Below are 16910 nucleotides of genomic sequence, written 5' to 3'. Positions count from 1 at the left end.
GTGCTAGCACTCGGATGTATAGAGTGCTAGGCGGCAGGTGGATATCCCCTGTGTCGGCACCCGCGACGACGATGCGAGGGGCTTGGCCATCTGCCGATACCTGGTAACAACGGTCCGGGCCAGGTCCCGGACCACAACCTCATTAGTGAAGGGGCTCCACATCGTGGCGAGCGTGAACATCAAGCCGCTTGAGGACAAGATCCTCGTGCAGGCCAACGAGGCCGAGACCACGACCGCGTCCGGTCTGGTCATCCCCGACACCGCCAAGGAGAAGCCGCAGGAAGGCACCGTCGTCGCAGTTGGCCCCGGCCGCTGGAATGAAGACGGCGACGAGCGGATTCCGCTGGACGTGTCGGAGGGCGACGTGGTCATCTACAGCAAGTACGGCGGCACCGAGATCAAGTACAACGGCCAGGAGTACCTGATCCTGTCGGCGCGCGACGTGCTGGCTGTCATCGGCAAGTAAACGAATCGTGTTCCGCCCCGGAGATTCCCGCACATTCGGGTGGTCTCCGGGGCGGTGCGCGTCCAGCAGCCAATCACGTCCGGCAAGAGGGAAATAATTTTGAGCAAGCTAATTGAGTTCAACGAGTCAGCGCGCCGGGCCCTGGAGGCCGGCGTCGACAAGCTCGCCGACGCCGTCCGGGTCACTCTGGGCCCGCGCGGCCGGCATGTGGTGCTGGCCAAGGCATTCGGCGGTCCGGTCGTCACCAACGACGGCGTGACGATCGCCCGCGAGATCGACCTGGAAGACCCGTTCGAGAACCTCGGCGCGCAGCTGGTGAAGTCGGTGGCCACCAAGACCAACGACGTCGCCGGCGACGGCACCACCACCGCGACCGTGCTGGCGCAGGCCCTGGTGCGGGCCGGCCTGCGCAACGTCGCCGCCGGTGCGAACCCGATCGCGCTGGGCGCCGGCATCGGCAAGGCCGCCGACGCGGTCTCCGACGCGCTGCTGGCCGCCGCCAACCCGGTGTCCGGCGAGGGCGCCATCGCGCAGGTCGCCACGGTGTCCTCGCGCGACGAGGAGGTCGGCGCGCTGGTCGGCGAGGCGATGACCAAGGTCGGCAACGACGGCGTGGTGTCCATCGAGGAGTCCTCCACGCTGAACACCGAGCTGGAGATCACCGACGGCGTCGGCTTCGACAAGGGCTTCCTGTCGGCCTACTTCGTCACCGACTTCGACCTGCAGGAGGCGGTTCTCGACGACCCGCTGATCCTGCTGCACCGCGACAAGATCAGCTCGCTGCCGGATCTGCTGCCGCTGCTGGAGAAGGTTGCCGAATCCGGCAAGCCGCTGCTGATCATCGCCGAGGACGTCGAGGGTGAGCCGCTGTCGACCCTGGTCGTCAACGCAATCCGTAAGACGCTCAAGGCCGTTGCCGTCAAGGCGCCGTTCTTCGGCGATCGCCGCAAGGCGTTCCTGGAGGACCTCGCCGTCGTCACCGGCGCCCAGGTGGTCAACCCCGACGTCGGCCTGACGCTGCGGGAGGCCGGCCTCGACGTGCTGGGCACCGCCCGCCGGGTCACCGTCAGCAAGGACGCCACGGTGATCGTCGACGGGGGTGGCAGCAAGGAGGCCATCGCCGATCGGGTCCGGGTGCTGCGCGCCGAGATCGAGACCAGCGATTCGGACTGGGACCGCGAGAAGCTGCAGGAGCGGCTGGCCAAGCTGGCCGGCGGCGTCGCGGTCATCAAGGTCGGTGCGGCCACCGAGACCGCGCTCAAGGAGCGCAAGATGCGCGTCGAGGACGCGGTCGCCGCGGCCAAGGCCGCGGTCGAGGAGGGCGTCATCCCCGGTGGCGGTTCGGCGCTGGTGCAGGCCCGCGCCGCGCTGGAGTCGCTGCGCGGTTCGCTGCCCGGTGACGAGGCGCTCGGCGTCGACGTCTTCGAGGCCGCGATCACCGCGCCGCTGTTCTGGATCGCCGCCAACGCCGGCCTCGACGGTGCGGTCGTGGTCAGCAAGGTTGCCGAACTGCCTGCGGGACAAGGCTTCAACGCCGCGACCCTGAGCTACGGAGACCTGGTTGCCGAGGGCATCATCGACCCGGTCAAGGTGACCCGCAATGCGGTGCTCAACGCCGCGTCGGTCGCCCGGATGATCCTCACCACCGAGACGGCGGTTGTGGACAAGCCGGCCGAGGAGGCCGACGACGGGCACGGCCACCACGGTCACGCCCACTAGTTGATCGACGCAGAAGACCCTCAGCTTCCAGAAGCTGAGGGTCTTCTGTCATCTCGGCAGCGGTTGATTCAACGGAAGAGATCCGGACGTCAGCGATGGCATTCCGCGCGGTGTCAGACCCCGTGGATAGTCTTCTCGCGCCGTAGCAGAGCAGGTGAACAACGAGGGGGGAATTTCATGACACAACCGAGCGCAGGCTGGTTTCCAGATCCAACTGATCCGAGCCGTCAGCGATACTTCGACGGCAGTGTGTGGACGGAGAACTACGCCCCGTTGTCGACTCAGCCGCCGGGCTCTGACCTACCCGTGAAGCCCGGAATGTCCAAGGGCGCGAAGATTGTCCTCGGTGTCGTGGGAGGCATTCTTGCCCTGAGCGTTCTCAGCTCAATCGGGAGCGGCGCCGACAAGAACAATGAGGCCAAATCCGGGTCGACCACTCCGAGTGCGTCGTTGTTCGACAGGGAGTCGACATCCCCGGCGAGCGCATCCGTGCCGCCCGCCACTGACGTACCCGCGCCCGCGGGGTCGTCGGTCCGTGATGGCAAATTCGAGTTCCAGGTGCTCGGCGTCGAGCGATCATCGTCGAAGCAGGGGACCTTTTCGTCGACACAGGCCAAGGGGGAGTTCTTCACTGTCCGTCTCCGGGTGACGAACGTCGGTGACGACGCTCGGAGCTTCTCCGCCTCCAATCAGCATCTGATCATCGATGGCAATAAGTACGACGCTTCCAGCTCTATCAGCGACGAACACTGGATTGAGGACATCAATCCCGGCCTGAGCATTGACGCGAGCGTGGCGTTCGACATCCCGCCCGGTGCGACGCCCGAGGCGATCAAGGTCCACGATTCGATGTTTTCGAGGGGAGCCCTGCTCGGTCTCTAACGGCGAGGGGATACGGGTACGGGGCTTGGCCCAGGTGGGTGTTCGTGAACAGCGGAGTGTGACGCGCCCGGTACCCGCCGCGCCTCGTCCATTCGGGTGTTGACGCCCGCCCGCCCCGCGAGGATCGTGATGTGGGTCACGTACCTGCGGGGCCGGGAGGCTGCTCACATGTCCACCAAACCGATGTACACCGAGGTGCCCTCCCCGTACTCGCGGGCCGTGCCCAGCGCCGGCGATGCCCGTTTCACCTGGGAGTACGACGACGGCCGGGCCCGGCTGCTGTCGCTGTACCAAAAGGGCAAGGACAAGCAGTGGGACGCCGCGTCGCGGATCGACTGGAGCCAGGATGTCGATCCGTTCAACCCGATCGGGCTGCCCGACGAGGTCATGCCGCTGTTCGGCAGCCCGATGTGGGAGGCCGCCGACGAGGCCCGCCGAGCCGAGATGCGCCAGCACTTCCAGGCCTGGCAGTTCTCCCAGTTCCTGCACGGCGAGCAGGGCGCGATGGTGTGCGCGGCCAAGATCGTCGAGGTCGTGCCCGACCTGGACGCCAAGTTCTACGCCGCCACCCAGACCATGGACGAGGCCCGGCACGTCGAAACCTTCGGCCGGTTCCTGCAGGAGAAGGTCGGCCTGGTCTACCCGATCAACCCCCACCTGTCCTCGCTGCTCGACGACACCCTGAGCGACTCCCGTTGGGACATGCCGTATCTCGGTATGCAGGTGCTCATCGAGGGGCTGGCGCTCGCCGCCTTCGGGGTGCAGCGTGACCTGGCCGCACCGGGCTCACTGGCCAAGCACGTGCTGGCCTACGTCATGCAGGACGAGGCACGGCACGTCGCGTTCGGGCGGATCTCACTGAAGGACTACTACGCCGAGCTCTCCGATGCCGAACGCGCTGAGCGCGAGGAGTTCGTGGTGGACGCCTGCTACCTGATGCGCGACCGGTTCCGCGGCGATGAGACCTTCGAGACCCTGGGCCTGGACGTCAAGGCCTGCACCGATTGGGTCGAATCCGCGCCGATGATGGCCCAGTTCCGGGCGCACCTGTTCAGCCGAATCGTGCCGATCGTCAAGGACATCGGCCTGTGGGGTCCAAAGGTGCGGCGGGCGTTCGCCGACATGGGTGTGCTCGACATGGCCGGCTTCGACATCGACGCGATGATGCAGGCCGACGAGGACCACGCCGCGGCGCTGGATCGGGCGCGCGGCGAGATGACCCGCCGGGTCGCCGAGGTGGACGAGGTGATCGCCGCCGGCGCGGACGCGTGACTACGCCAGGCCGATCATCACCAGGATCACCCCGATGATGATGGCGACCGCCAGGGACGCCAGCAGCACCTCGACGATCCGCTCCCGGGCTGAGGAGGCTCGGTGCTCGCCGGTCGCGATGGGCGCGAACCGGCGGCCGGCCCCCCACACGGCGCCCAGCAGGGTCGCCAGCCAATTCGCATAGGCCGCATAGCCGATCAGCACGACGGCGGTCAGGCCAAGGCCCGGCGTCAGCTCCACGTGCGGCCAGAGCAGCCCAAGCAGCACCAGGAACATGCCGTTGAGCACGGCCTCAAGGTGGCTGGACAGGCCCATCCGAGGGTTTTTCATGGCTGGGATGGCCAACCCGGTCAGCAGGCCGAGCAGAAACAGCGCCAGCCCCAGTTCGAACAGCACCGTCTGCATGGCCGAACGATACGCCGTGCGGTCAGGGCCTGGGAAGCACTCGATACCGCCGCGGCTTGCCCTCGCCGAGGTCGGCCAGGCTGTCGACGGTGCGGACGGGAACCGGCGTCCCGAAGATCAGCCGCAGCCGAGCGGCGACGTCGCGATCATCCCCGCCGCACACCGTCGCGCGGACCCCGTCGCCGGACTGCTCGACCACCCAGCCCAGCGCCCCGGCGTCCTGCAACTGCTGGGTGAGATCCACGCAGGGGACGGCCGAGCCGTCGGCGGCGGTGAACACCACGTCCGCCCGGCCCTCCAGCTCGGCGATGGCCACCGCACCGTCGAGGTGGACCAGCCTGCCGTAATCGCCGGTGCGGTAGCGCACCAGCGGCAGCAGCGGGTTGGCGCCGGAGGTGACGACGAGTTCGCCGCGCTCGCCCGCCGGCAGCGGCCGGCCCCGATCGTCGACGACCTCGACGTGCACCCGGGTCGGCAGTAACCGGAACGGCCCGCCGTCCGGGCTGACGGCGATCGGCCGGGTCTCGTGCAGGCCGTAGATGTCGAAGACCGGCACCCCGAATCGGTGCTGCAGCGCCGCGCGCAGCCCGGCCGACAGGTGCTGGGCGCCGGAGACGATCGCCAGCGGGTGCAGCCGGTCGGCGGCCGGGCTGTCCAGCAGCGCGGCCAGGCTCGGCGGGCTGCCGCTGAGCAGCTGCGGATCCCACCGGCGCAGGAAGCTGTCTCGGGCCGACGGATCCCAGTCCCGCGGATCGAGGTTCAGCCGGGCCATCGCTGCGTCGCCGAACCCGGGCACCAGCGAGGCGTAGGTGAAGGCCTGGCGCTGCCACACCAGATACGCCAGCGCCAGCCGGTCCGGGTCCGGTGCCCAGGCGATGCCGTGTGCGGCCAGCAGCCGGACCAGCAGCCAGAATGTCCGGGCGACGTCCTCGACGTCGTCGGGAATCATCAGCGCCGCGCCGGTGGTGCCGGAACTGGACCCGGTCACCATCCGGTCCAGGTCGGCGTCCAGTGGCACGAAGGCCGCGATGTCGGCCCGCAGATGATCGCGGGTCAGCAGCGGAAAATCTTGCAGCGCGGCAAGTTTCGGGTAGCGCCGGTAGGCCGGCAGTCGGCGGGCGATCCCGAGGTGCTCGGCCAGCCAACCGGTGTGCGGCAGCGGCTCGCGGGCCCGGGCCAGCGCCGCGGCGTCGAGCCGGTGCCCGGCGCGGTGCCGCCACGGCGGGGCGTTCGGATCGCCTCGGACGGCGGCCAAGGCGGCCCGCTGGGTGGCGGTCATCCCCGGCCAGCGCTGGGCATCGGACAGCTCGACCCCGGCGCCGGGGGCATAGTCGGCCAGCGCCAACGGATCCGGGGCGTCCGGGTCACTCATGGGTGTACCGGGCGGCCGCCTCCTGGGCGCGGCGTTCCCGCAGCCGGCGCTGCACCTCCATCCGGTGCCGATGCTCCTCGGCGACGGCGGCCAGCTCCCGGTCGCGGCCGATCGAGTCCAGCCGGTCCGCGAAAGACCTTGCGACGACGGGCGTTTCACCGGCCGGGTGATGCCCGCACCAGAGCAGGAACAGCCGGGCCGCCTCCTCCCGGCGATCCGGTTCGGACAGCCAGCGCCGCGGTGCCACCACCGGCGCGAGTCGCAGGCCGAGCGCGGCGAGCGCGGGCAGTGCCGCGGACTCGGCGATCCGCGGGTCAAACGGGTCGACGACGTGCTGGCTGGCCAGCAGCCACAGCCCGACGGCCGCACCGAGCCGGGCCGTGGCGAACCCGGTCAGTGCACGCAGCTCGGGGCTCCCGAGCACATCGGCGCCCAGCACGTCGGCGGCCAGCGCCGGCAGCGCGACCCGCTCGTCGAGGAAGTCGGCGGGCAGCGTGCCGAGCCGGGTGGTGATCGCGCGCAGCGCCGGCCCGGGCGTCAGCCGCAGCCACAGGGCCGGCTCGTCGTAGCCCAGGGCGAACCAGGCCGCCAGCTCGGCGGGCAACTCGTCGGCGGGTGGTTGGTAGTCAGCCATTGCGGATCCGTTCGGCCAGCCGCGCGCAGGCCGCCGGGGCGTCGGCCATCGAGTCCAGGTACTCCACGTCGTATCCGGCGGCCGCGGCGTCGGCGGCGGTGGAGTGTCGCGAGTCGAGCAGGATCAGCGTCGCGGTCTCGCATTTGCTGCGCACCGCGGCGGCCACCCCCGCGTAGTCGTCCTGGCCGCGGCCGAAGAACGAGTGCAACCCCTCGTCGGACAGCACCACCAGATGCCGGCGCACCTCGGGGCGCAACCGGTCGTAGCGGGCGGCCAGCAGGTCCAGCGGAAAGGTGGTGCCGCCGCGGAAAAAGTGCAGCAGCGCGGCGATCGCCTCGGTGCGGTTGGCGGTGGGCTGTGCGGTCCCGGCGACCTGCCCCGGCCCGGAGAACGACGTCACCTGAACCCGTCCGCCGCCGGCGAGCACCGACTGCACCAGGATCGCCCCGGCCAGCAGCGCCGGCGAATCCCGTTCGGGGGCGGGCATCGAGCCCGAGGAATCGATGTACAGGTCCAGCTCCACCGGAGCGTCCGGGCGCGCCGGGCGTTCGGAGATCGGCTCCCGGCGCCGGGTGGTCACCCCCGGAATCACCCACGGACTGGCCGCGACGGTGGCCGGCCAGTCCAACAGCGCCGGGTCGTCGTCGACCTCCCACAGGGTCACCGCGCCGGGGGTGTCGAGGTCCTGCGGCGGCGGCTCGTCGGGCTGCCGGAACGGCCGCACCCACGGCCGGGACCGCTCGGTGTACCAGGCGGTCAGCACGTCGGTCACCGGCATGGTCGCGTACAGTCGCAGCGTCTCGGCCAGGCCGTAGCCCTGCCCGCCGGCCTGCGGGTCGTCGTCGGCGGCGCCCTCCGCGGCGGCACGCCCCTCGACGCCGCCGCGGGCCTCCAGAGCCGGATGGATCGGCAGCTCCCGCAGTCGCGCGTCGCGCAGCACGTCGGCGAGCTCGGCCGCCGACGGCGGGCCCGCGGTCGCGTCACCCCCACACGCCCCGGACCGGTGATCGGACTCGGCGAGCAGATACGGCGCGGCGATCAGACCGAACCGCAGGGCCCCGCGGACCGGGTCGGTGGCGAACAGCCGGGCGCTGCGGGCCAACAGCCGGGCGTCGAGCGCCGGGTCGGCGACCGCGAGGACCTCGGTGCCGTAGGTGCTCGGCGGCGGGGCCGGTGGGGCGGCGGCCGGGCAGATGGTGCCGTCGGGCAGGCCCCACAGTTCCTCGCTGGCCCGCAGCACCACCCAGAACAGCGGGTCGGGTCGCGGGGTGGCGAGGATGCGCCACAACCGCACCATGCCGGGCTCGGCGGCCGGGTCGCGGCGGCGCTGCAGGTCGATCACCTTGGTGTTGATCAGCAGGTCGCACCACAGGTTCGCGGCCAGCGCCGCGGTGCCGGCCGGGTTGACCAGGATCCCGGCGCTGCTGGCGCTCAGGGCGCGGGCCATCTGCTGGTTGATCAGCAGGGAATTGCGCCGGGTGGACGGTGCCAGCACGTGGTGGCCGATCTCGTGGGCGAAGACGGTGGCCAACTCGACGTCCGCGCCCATCCGGGCAGCCAGCACCGGATCGATGGTGATCGACGGCGGGAAGCTGAACCAGGCGAAGCTGGGCTGCGCGGCGTCGGGGGCCTGGCGGGCGTCGTGCAGCCGCACTCCCCACAGGTCCTGGGCGTCCTCCCAGGCGTCGCGCTGCGCCGCGGTCAGCGGCGCGAATGTCAACGCGGGCATCGGGATAACCACACGTGGTAGGAGGTGCCGAGGTCGGCGGTCAGCAGCCCCGGGGCCGCTGGCTGCGGATCCTCGACGGGCCGGATCAGCACGCCGAAGACGTCGGCGGTCAGCTGCCACCACTGGGTGCCGGTGCGCGCGGCGACCGTCGCGGCGCCGGTCGTGTGCACCCGGTCCGGTGGCTGCAACCACGGGCCGCCGAGGCCGCGGAATCCGCCGGCCAGCCCGATGAACGGCGCGGCGCCGGGAAAGTGAAACGGGTCGCGGGCCTGGCCGGCCAGGAACCCCGCGGCGCCACCGGCCGGCAGCCCGAGGGCGGCCTCGGTCACCGCCGCGGGCAACGCGGCGGCGCGGGCCAGCGCGTCGGCGCGCAGCCGCAGCACGCCCGCGCGCCAGCCGGCCAGCACCGCCGCCGAGCGCAGCACCTCGGTGTCGCCGGCGGGCAAAACCATTGCGGCGCCGAGGAAGTGGCGGTAGCGGCCGGGGTCACCGAACCAGCCCCGGACCCGGTCGACGGTGTCGCGCAGTTCCGCCGGTGCGCCGGCGGGCAGCTCGGCGGCGCCGGGGACCGCGGCGTTGACGGCGAAGCCCGCGGCGATCATCGCGTGGCGTCGAGCCAGCGTCGGTAGTTGCCGTAGCGCTGGTGCAGGTACTTCAGCGCCAGCAGATCGTCGTAGTCCCGACCGTAGAGCTTGCCGGTGCCGGCGATCCGGTTGATCTCGGCCTCCACCGCGGTGATGCGGCCGGCCACCTGCACCCGGTCCAGCCCGTCGATGCCGGCGTCGAACTCGGCCAGCAGCGCGCCCACCGGATCGTCGGAATCCCTGCCCAGGCCGACGAATTGACGATTCGACTCGGACCACAGGTCGGCCAGCCAACTCACCGAGTCCAGGCCCAGCTCCCGGTCGGCGTCGCCGTCGAAGCGCGGATGGCGCGGGTTGGGCAGCAGCTTGCCGCGCAGCACGAACGGCAGCACCGCCCCGACGTCGTCGATGCCCACCTCGGGCTGGCCGCGGAACCAGGCGATCGCCTTGGCGTAGTTGATCAGCACCAGGATGGCCCGCACCGAGATGCTGGTGGTGGTTTGGGCACCCGGGTCGATCTCCAGGTCGGCGCCGGAGTTGCGTTCGACGACATCGCCGATGTCGGCGGCGGCGGTCGCGGCGGTGTCCTTGGTGCGGTACTCGAAGCGTCGCCCGCCGTGCTGGACGAACTCGAAGTGCGAGACGAAGAACTCGATGCGCCGCCGTACCGGGTCGGGCACCGGCACCGCCCGGATCGCCGCGGCGATGTCACGGCGGTCCTGGTCGCTGAGCAGCAACTCGGCCGGGAGGTGTTCCTCCGGGCGCTCGTTCGCCTCCACCCGGGCGATCAACTCGTCGAGGAAGCGGGAGTTGAAGCCGAGCGCGGCGACCGTCACGTCCATCCGGTCGCGCAGCGCCTGGATCACCGCGAAGGTGCCGCCGCCGCTGTCGTCGTTGGCGGTGAAGAACCAGCTGTCGATGCCGGTGTCCCCGGTCGTCGACAGTGACTGGTCGTAGGTTTCCACGTAGCCCTCGGCGACCATGGTCAGCAGCGCGGACTGGGTCTTGGTGGGGATCCGGTTGTACTCGTCGATGATCTTCACCGGCAGGCGCAGCCAGTTGCGCCAGGCCACCCGCACCTCGTCGAGGCGTTCGGCGCCGATCAGGTCCTTGGGCAGCGGGGTGCCGACCAGATCGCTGACGGTCAGCTGGGGCTGGCCCTGAACGACCGCGGTGCGCACCCGCTGCGGGTCGGTGCCGGCCAGCACGCCCAGCACCACCGCCAGCGACGTCTTGCCGCGGCCCGGGCCGCCGATGAGCAGGCAGCGCCCGCCGACGGCGAAGCTCAGCAGCGGCAGCAGTACGTTCGACGAATAGCTCTGGTCTCCACCGAGTTCGAGCACCGCGCCGGCGTCGCCGACCGGCACCGACAGGCCGGTGTCGCCGGTGAAACTGATGTCGTAGAACGGTGAGATGACCGCGTTGTTGACGATCCAGAAGTAGGCCTGGCGCAGCCGTTCATCCAGCGGCGGGGTGGCCGGGACCCGCTCGCCGAACAGGTCGGTGGCGGTCAACGGGCCGGCGGTGACCGCCTGCGGTCGGGTGGGTGACTGCGACACGTGCCCCCAGTGGTCGGCCATGGCGGTCAGTCTATCGGCGCGGAAACGCCCTCCCGGTCGCGCATTTCCAGCGGGTCGGCAAACCGGAAGGCGTCGGTCAGCTCCGCCCGCACGGCGTCGAGGGCCGCGGCCAGCCGCTCCCGGCGGTCGCCGCGCAGCTCGACCCACGGCACCGGCTGATCGGCCAGCACCGCCCGAAATCGGTCGGCCATGTCCGCGCGCAGATGCTCGCCGTCGCGCAGACCGTCGGCCACGAACGGGATCTCGTCCCCGGTCAGCAGGTACAGCAGCGGGGGATGGGCCAGCGCGCGGCGGTGCAGGGCGGCCGGCCAGTGCCCGCGGTAGCGCTCGAACCACAGCGCGGTGGCCAGCATGTCGGTGTCGCAGATCAGCACCGGTCGTCGCACCCGCCGGGCCGCGGCGGCCTCCAGCGCCAGCTGCCGGTCAGCGATCAGGTCGAACTCGTCGTCGCGCCACGGTGCGGTGGGCCCGCCGGGCCGGATGACGCTGTACTCCCGGCCGTATTCGGGCACCCAGTCGGTGTCCAGGGCGCCGGCGAGGTCGGCGGCCAAGGTGGTGGTTCCGGTGGATTCGGCGCCCAGGATCACCACCCGCGGGGTCAGCGCCGCCCGGACCGCGGCCGGCAGCAGCCGCCAGTGCCCGGCCAGATCGGCGCGCACCGCGCGCCCGGACACCGGGATCGCGGCGCGGTCCAGCCGAACCCAGGCCGCGCGCAACCGGCGGGCCAGCTCCGCCCCGTAGTCGTCGCCGGTGAACACCGCGTCCACCGGCCCGTCCAGCAGCGCCGCGATCACCCGCATGTGGGCGTCCCAGGCCGTCGCCGAGTCGAAGTCCACCTCGGCCTCGTCGTAGCCGCCGACCACCGTCGCGGTGGGATGCTCCTCGCGCAGCCACGCCATCCGGTGCTCCAGCGCGATGCTCTCCACCTGCGAGGCCAGCACCTGCACGGTGACCCGGTCGCAGTCGGTGCTCGCCCGCCGGATCAGCGCGGCGTGCCCGGCGTGCGGCGGGTAGAACTTGCCGATCACCAGGCCGTGCCGGTAGCGCCGGCTCACCGCGCCGGCACCGGATCGTCGGTCAGCGCCGCCCGCCAACTGCGGTAACCGCCGACCGCGATGCCGATGAAGATCAGGTACAGCAATGCCGTCGGCACCAGCCCCTTGAACAGGTACAGCCCGACCAAGCCGATGTCGACGGCGATCCACACCAGCCAGCTGCCCAGCCAGCGCCGGTTGAGCATGAACTGCGCGGTCAGGCTCACCGCGGTGGTGGCCCCGTCGGCCAGCTGGGTGGTCGAGTCGGTCCAGGTGTCCAGCACCCAGCACAGCAGCCCGGTCATCGCGACGGCGGCCACCGCCAGCGGCAGCACCGCGGCGCGCGGGGTGCGCAGGGTGGCGATCCGGTCGTCGCGCAGGTGGGCGCCGCGCTGCCAGCCGATCCAGCCGGCGATGCCCAGTGCGATGTACACCAGCTGCAGCCCGGCGGCGGCGTAGAGCGCGGCGCCGGTGAACACCACGATGAACACCGAGCTGTTGAGCAGACCCAGCGGGAAGTTCCAGATGTTGCGCCGGGCGGCCAGCCACACGCACAGCCCGCCGGTGACGAAGCCGAACAACTCCAGGCCGTGGGCGGTGAACCAGTCGGTCATCGTTACGGGTGGCGCCGCAGCCGTACCGACAGGCAGGTGACGCAGCCCTCGAGCTTCTCGTACTCGGAGATGTCCACGGTCAGTACGCGGTAGCCGCGCTCGCGCAGCAGCGCCGCGGTCCGCGGCGCCGACGCTGCCATCAACAGCGCGTCGTCGTCGAGCAGCACCACGTGCGCACCGGACTCCTCCGGCACCGCCAGGAACCGCTCAGCCCACACCGCCGGGTCGTCGACCAGCGGCGGGTAGCCGATCACGGTGCTGTCGGGCAGCGCGGTGACCGCCGTCTTCAGATGCAGCACCTTGGTCAGCGGCACCGCGACGACGTCGGCGCCCAGCGGCGCCAGGTGCGCGCGCAACTGCGCGATGCCCGCGGCGTTGGTCCGCCCGCCCTGCCCGACCCAGACCGTGCCGCCGTGCTTCAGCACGTCACCGCCGTCGAGGGTGCCGGGCGCCTCGATGCGGGCGATCCGGTAGCCCCGAGCCCGCACCGCCTGTTCGGCGGCGACGGTCTCGGGCCGGCGTTCGGGGGCGCCCGGGCGGCTGATCACCGCCAGGTCGCCGTAGACGACCATGGTGTCCTCGACGAACACCGAGTCCGGACAGTCCGGGGCGGGGTCCACCTCGTGGGTGGTCCAGCCGGCCTGGTGCAGCGCGGCCCGGTAGCCGTCCCACTGCCGCCGGGCCAACTCGATGTCGACCGGGCGGCGGTCGATGTGGGTGACCAGTCCGTCGGCGAGGAGGTCGGAGGTCCGGCGGATCAGTGCGTGGCGGGCGAGCACGGCGTCATCCTGTCACGCCGGGGGCGGTTCAGGCGGTGCGGCGGATGCCCTGCTTGAGCAGCAGGCCGCGTTCGGTCTCGCTGAGCCCGCCCCAGATGCCGTACGGCTCGCCGACGGCCAGCGCGTGGGTGCGGCACTGCGTCATCACCGGGCACTGCCGGCACATCTGCTTGGCGCGACTCTCCCGGGCGGCGCGGGCATGGCCGCGTTCGCCGTCGGGGTGGAAGAAGACCGCGGAATCCTCTCCGCGGCACAGGCCGTTCATCTGCCAATCCCAGACGTCGGCGTTCGGGCCGGGAAGTTGCTGTGGCTGTGGCATGTGGGAACACCTTCTCCCTGTGTGCACGTCGCGACGCGCGGGTCCTGAGCTGGACGTGGAACCGATCCGAGTGCGGTCGTCGATGACCCCTCGTCGCACTCAAGGTAGGGCTGATGCCGAAATTGAGTCAATAGCCGACGGCTGTGCGGAATCGCATAGTGGCAGGCCGAGAATTTACGTCACGTTCATCATTTTGATTTCCGTATTCGGCGCATTGATGCTAGTCACCGGCCGGTGAGCTGGGGTTTTGCTCCGGTGAGGGCAATTCGGTTTGCCGCGCCGAAACGCGGCTGCGGCCTGTGCGTAGCACCGGGTAGGTCAACTGTTAACGTTCGCGGATGGGCCGGGACATTCTCACCGACGCCGCGTTCGGCGGCGTGCCGGAACGCTGGCCACTGCCGGCCGCGCACACCCCCGAGCAGCGTTGGCTGCGGGCGGTCGCGGCCGGCGGCCAGGGCCGCTACGCGTCCGCGGACGCCGACCTTGAAAGGTTGCTGGACGCCGGTGGATCGGTAGCCTCCCTGGCACACAGCACCCGCGGGTCGTTGCTGCGCCAGCTCGGTGGGCACCGGCTGGCCCGCGGCTGGGACGGCCGCGCGCTGGCGCTGGCCACCGACGCCGAATCCCGCGCCGACGCGCTGACCGGGCTGGCCGCCGACGCCCTCGGGCTCGGCCGCTTCGCCGCCTCGGCAGTGTTACTGCGGCGCGCCGCCGGCCCCGTCGACGACGGGGCGCCGGGCCGGTGCGCCGTGCGGTTGGGCTGGGTCGGCGCCGAGCTGGCGATGGCCACCGGCGACGGGGCCGTCGCGCTGGAGCGCGCCCGCCATGCCGTGGCGCTGGCCGCCGACCTGCCGTCGGTGCGGCACCGGGTCAAGAGCGCGGTGGTGCTGGCCGCCGCGCAGTGCTGTGCGGGCAATGTGGCGGAGGCCCGGGCGCTGGCCGACGACGGGCTGGCGGCGACCGCGCGGCACGGATTGGTGCCGCTGCGCTGGGCACTGGCGAGCCTGTTGGCCGGCATCGGCAGCGCGGCGCACACCGCCGCTGAGGTCGCCGTGATCCGGGACGAGGCCGCCGAACTGGTCCGGTATCGCGGCGGTGTCTGGCGGAGTTGAGACCGAGCGTGAACAGAACTGAGATGGCCTGCCGTTATTGTGGGCTGGTGCCGCTCTAGCCGGGGACGACCGGCTCGTAACGTTGGAGAGACCGCCGTCGATGACCATTCCAGGAGAGCGTCTTGACGCTGCGGTCGTGGAAGCGATCGCCGGCGATCGAGGTGCCCTTCAGGAAGTGCTGGCGACCATCCGCCCGATCGTGGTCCGGTATTGCCGGGCCCGGATCGGAACCGCGGAACGCAGCGGTCTGTCAGCTGACGATGTGGCACAGGAGGTGTGCTTGGCCGCCATGACGGCGCTGCCGCGCTACCAGGACCAGGGGCGACCCTTCCTGGCCTTCGTGTACGGCATCGCAGCGCACAAGGTTGCTGACGCCCACCGCGCCTCAGCCCGCAATCGCGCCGAACCCACCGACGAGGTGCCGGAGCGGTACTCACTCGATTCGGGCCCGGAGCAGCGGGCGATCGACGCCGACGCCGCAACCCGGATGGACGCGTTGCTCAAGATCCTGCCGGACAAGCAACGCGAGATCGTGATCCTGCGCGTCGTCGTCGGGCTCTCCGCGGAGGAGACCGCGGACGCCGTCGGCAGTACCGCCGGCGCGGTACGGGTCGCCCAACACCGCGCCTTGACCAAACTTCGGACCGAAATCGCGGCGACGGGATACGACCATGCCTGAGCCGGAACGCTTAGAGGACATCGCCCGCAGTGCCGGGCTGTTCGACGCGCTCGCGGATGAGCGGCGCATCGTCGCCAACGATGCCGCCGATATCGAGTTGATCGCCCTGCTGGAAGGCTGGCGCGACGACATCCGGCTGCACTCGCACGACGACGTCGTCACCGACGGGGAGGCCGCCGCCGCGCTGCGCGACGGCCTGACCACGCACCACATGCACCGGCCGCGGCGCGGGTTCGCGCTGGTCGGGTCGCTGGCGGCGGCGGTGATGGCGCTCGGCGGTTTCGGCGCGGTGATCCACGGCGCCGGGCCCGGCGACAGTCTGTACGGACTGCGCAGCGTGCTGTTCGGCGAGGTGTCCTCGGTTCGTGACGACACCGTGGCGCTGGCCGCCAAGTCGGAGATGGCCGAGGTGCGCCAGCTGATCGACAACGGCAAGTGGGAGCAGGCCCAGGAGCGGCTCGAGGTGATCAGCACCAAGGTCGCCGACGTCGGCAACCAGACCGTCAAGCAGGATCTGCTCGACGAGTGGAACCAGCTGAACGTGAAGGTGGAGAACCGGGATCCGGCGGCGACGGTGACGCCGACCAGCACCGACCCGGGCGCCAGCCCGGTGAGCACCTCGGTGCCGGTCACCAGCACCGACACCGGCGCGACGTCGACCACGCCGACGACGGGCACCTCGGGCGCCGAGACCTCTACCAGTTCGACGGCGACCAGTCCGACGTCGAGCACGGCGACCTCGGGCAGCGAGACGACCAGCGCCGCGACGACCACCAGCGAGGCGACGACCGCGACCTCGAGCGCGGCGACCTCGAGCGCGGCGACCTCGAGCGCGGCCACCTCGAGCGCTGCGCCGTCGAGCACGGCTGCTCCGTCGACGACCGCGACCTCGAATGCGGCCACCTCGGAGTCCGCGGTGACCACCACCCAGACCGAGCGCGCGGCGCCGGAGACCGCCCCAACCTCGGCCCCCACCACGGAGGTTCCGGCGGCGGAGCCGGAAACGTCGGTGCAGGTGCCGGCCGGCGACCAGGCGCCGGCGGGTGAATCAGCGCCGGCGGGTGAATCGGCACCGGCCGGTGGCGAGGCGCCGACGGTGCATCATGCGCCGGCCAGCCAGCGGGGACTGCAGCTGCCGCAGCTCCCGGCGCTGCCGGACCTGTTGAACTAAGCCGAATCTGTTGAACTAGCCGGACCCGCTGGACCAGGGGCCGCTCAGCGGCGGAAGCCGTCGGGGTCCGGCGTCGCGCCGTTCAGCGAGGCGTCGGCGTAGCCGCGGCAGTAGTCCCAGGTGACGTAGGCCTCGGGCTCGGGATCGTAGGCCGGCTCGTGCGGCCGGACGGTGCCGTCGACCAGCAGCTGCAGCAGGTTCGCACGCAGCATGTCCCAGTCGTGGTAGTGATCCTGCTGGCAGTCGTCGCAGCAGACCACCAGGCCGCGGACGCCGCGGTGGGCGAGCAGCGCCTCGTAGACGGCGAGGTCGGCGAGGTCGGCCTCGACCGCGGTGCGCTCGTGCGAATCCAGGGGTTGGCCCGGCTCCATCGCCTCGAGCGCGGCCGCCGGATCCGACGGGTCGTCGGCGAAGGGATCGGGCGGCAAACCCGGGGGCAGGTGGTCGCGCACGCGTCCACCCTACGCAGCCGGGCCGACAAAGCGCCACCGAGACACACGTCAACGGGCCAGCCGCGGGCCCGGCTCGAGGCCCGGCGCCACGGCCACCACCGCGCCGA

Annotated in this window: 18 protein-coding genes and 1 pseudogene; 8 read left to right on the top strand and 11 right to left on the bottom strand. The window is 71.4% G+C overall.

The genetic code is table 11. The features are described 5' to 3' along the window. Positions 1-163: 163 nt before the first annotated feature. The 5 genes and pseudogenes from groES (at position 164) to G6N10_RS10025 (ending at position 4339) form a co-directional block, all read left to right on the top strand. Positions 164-466 (top strand): co-chaperone GroES, encoded by a 303-nt coding sequence (gene groES, locus G6N10_RS10040; RefSeq protein WP_085095436.1) that lies wholly within the window; start codon positions 164-166, stop codon positions 464-466. A gap of 99 nt (positions 467-565) precedes the next feature. Further along, positions 566-2185, top strand: coding sequence for a chaperonin GroEL (gene groL / locus G6N10_RS10035; RefSeq protein WP_085095396.1), 1620 nt, complete (start codon positions 566-568; stop codon positions 2183-2185). Between the two features lie 177 nt (positions 2186-2362). Continuing rightward, positions 2363-2464, top strand: a pseudogene (locus G6N10_RS20400) (DUF2510 domain-containing protein); the annotation flags it as partial. A gap of 39 nt (positions 2465-2503) precedes the next feature. Then, positions 2504-3067, top strand: a complete 564-nt coding sequence (locus tag G6N10_RS10030; protein WP_234810527.1) for a DUF4352 domain-containing protein — start codon at positions 2504-2506, stop codon at positions 3065-3067. A 168-nt stretch (positions 3068-3235) separates the two neighbouring features. Then, positions 3236-4339 (top strand): ferritin-like domain-containing protein, encoded by a 1104-nt coding sequence (locus tag G6N10_RS10025; RefSeq protein WP_085095434.1) that lies wholly within the window; start codon positions 3236-3238, stop codon positions 4337-4339. Here the strand turns inward: G6N10_RS10025 and G6N10_RS10020 are convergent, their stop codons facing one another. The 10 genes from G6N10_RS10020 to G6N10_RS09975 are packed head-to-tail and all read right to left on the bottom strand — an operon-like array spanning position 4340 to position 13389. Continuing rightward, positions 4340-4744, bottom strand: a complete 405-nt coding sequence (locus tag G6N10_RS10020) for a styrene oxide isomerase (RefSeq protein WP_085095392.1) — start codon at positions 4742-4744, stop codon at positions 4340-4342. 22 nt (positions 4745-4766) lie between these two features. Next, a complete protein-coding gene (locus tag G6N10_RS10015; RefSeq protein WP_085095391.1) occupies positions 4767-6116 on the bottom strand; it encodes an AMP-binding protein in 1350 nt (449 codons plus the stop codon). Beyond that, complete coding sequence (locus G6N10_RS10010; RefSeq protein ID WP_085095390.1) at positions 6109-6750, bottom strand: hypothetical protein; 642 nt, start codon at positions 6748-6750, stop codon at positions 6109-6111. The genes G6N10_RS10015 and G6N10_RS10010 overlap by 8 nt, the downstream gene beginning before the upstream one ends. Continuing rightward, complete coding sequence (locus tag G6N10_RS10005; protein ID WP_085095389.1) at positions 6743-8479, bottom strand: vWA domain-containing protein; 1737 nt, start codon at positions 8477-8479, stop codon at positions 6743-6745. Before G6N10_RS10005 ends, G6N10_RS10010 begins: the two co-directional genes overlap by 8 nt. Continuing rightward, a complete protein-coding gene (locus G6N10_RS10000; RefSeq protein WP_085095388.1) occupies positions 8467-9081 on the bottom strand; it encodes a hypothetical protein in 615 nt (204 codons plus the stop codon). The genes G6N10_RS10005 and G6N10_RS10000 overlap by 13 nt, the downstream gene beginning before the upstream one ends. Continuing rightward, the gene (locus tag G6N10_RS09995) at positions 9078-10643 is read right to left on the bottom strand and encodes an AAA family ATPase (protein ID WP_085095387.1); all 1566 of its coding nucleotides are present in this window, start codon (positions 10641-10643) and stop codon (positions 9078-9080) included. The genes G6N10_RS10000 and G6N10_RS09995 overlap by 4 nt, the downstream gene beginning before the upstream one ends. 5 nt (positions 10644-10648) lie before the next feature. Further along, positions 10649-11698, bottom strand: a complete 1050-nt coding sequence (locus tag G6N10_RS09990; protein WP_085095432.1) for an AAA family ATPase — start codon at positions 11696-11698, stop codon at positions 10649-10651. After that, positions 11695-12291 (bottom strand): nicotinamide riboside transporter PnuC, encoded by a 597-nt coding sequence (gene pnuC / locus G6N10_RS09985; protein WP_085095386.1) that lies wholly within the window; start codon positions 12289-12291, stop codon positions 11695-11697. Before pnuC ends, G6N10_RS09990 begins: the two co-directional genes overlap by 4 nt. Positions 12292-12293: 2 nt before the next feature. After that, positions 12294-13070 carry a dimethylargininase gene (gene ddaH, locus G6N10_RS09980; RefSeq protein WP_085095385.1) on the bottom strand — a complete coding sequence of 259 codons (777 nt, stop codon included), beginning with the start codon at positions 13068-13070 and terminating at the stop codon, positions 12294-12296. Between the two features lie 28 nt (positions 13071-13098). After that, positions 13099-13389, bottom strand: coding sequence for a WhiB family transcriptional regulator (locus G6N10_RS09975; RefSeq protein ID WP_085095384.1), 291 nt, complete (start codon positions 13387-13389; stop codon positions 13099-13101). A gap of 338 nt (positions 13390-13727) precedes the next feature. Here G6N10_RS09975 and G6N10_RS09970 point away from each other — a divergent pair, with 338 nt between their 5' ends. The 3 genes from G6N10_RS09970 to G6N10_RS09960 all read left to right on the top strand — a co-directional run bounded on the left by G6N10_RS09970 (position 13728) and on the right by G6N10_RS09960 (position 16351). Beyond that, positions 13728-14501: a hypothetical protein gene (locus tag G6N10_RS09970; RefSeq protein WP_085095383.1), complete on the top strand. Its 774-nt coding sequence runs from the start codon at positions 13728-13730 to the stop codon at positions 14499-14501. A 100-nt stretch (positions 14502-14601) separates the two neighbouring features. Further along, positions 14602-15180, top strand: coding sequence for a sigma-70 family RNA polymerase sigma factor (locus G6N10_RS09965; protein WP_085095382.1), 579 nt, complete (start codon positions 14602-14604; stop codon positions 15178-15180). Continuing rightward, positions 15173-16351 carry an anti-sigma-D factor RsdA gene (locus G6N10_RS09960; RefSeq protein WP_085095381.1) on the top strand — a complete coding sequence of 393 codons (1179 nt, stop codon included), beginning with the start codon at positions 15173-15175 and terminating at the stop codon, positions 16349-16351. The genes G6N10_RS09965 and G6N10_RS09960 overlap by 8 nt, the downstream gene beginning before the upstream one ends. Positions 16352-16395: 44 nt before the next feature. Here the strand turns inward: G6N10_RS09960 and G6N10_RS09955 are convergent, their stop codons facing one another. Next, positions 16396-16803, bottom strand: coding sequence for a DUF5319 domain-containing protein (locus tag G6N10_RS09955; protein ID WP_085095380.1), 408 nt, complete (start codon positions 16801-16803; stop codon positions 16396-16398). Positions 16804-16910: the final 107 nt, after the last annotated feature.

It is taken from the genome of Mycolicibacterium fallax (assembly GCF_010726955.1).
In the GTDB taxonomy this organism is placed as follows: Bacteria; Actinomycetota; Actinomycetes; order Mycobacteriales; family Mycobacteriaceae; genus Mycobacterium; species Mycobacterium fallax.
This window is presented reverse-complemented; position numbering and strand designations above follow the sequence as displayed.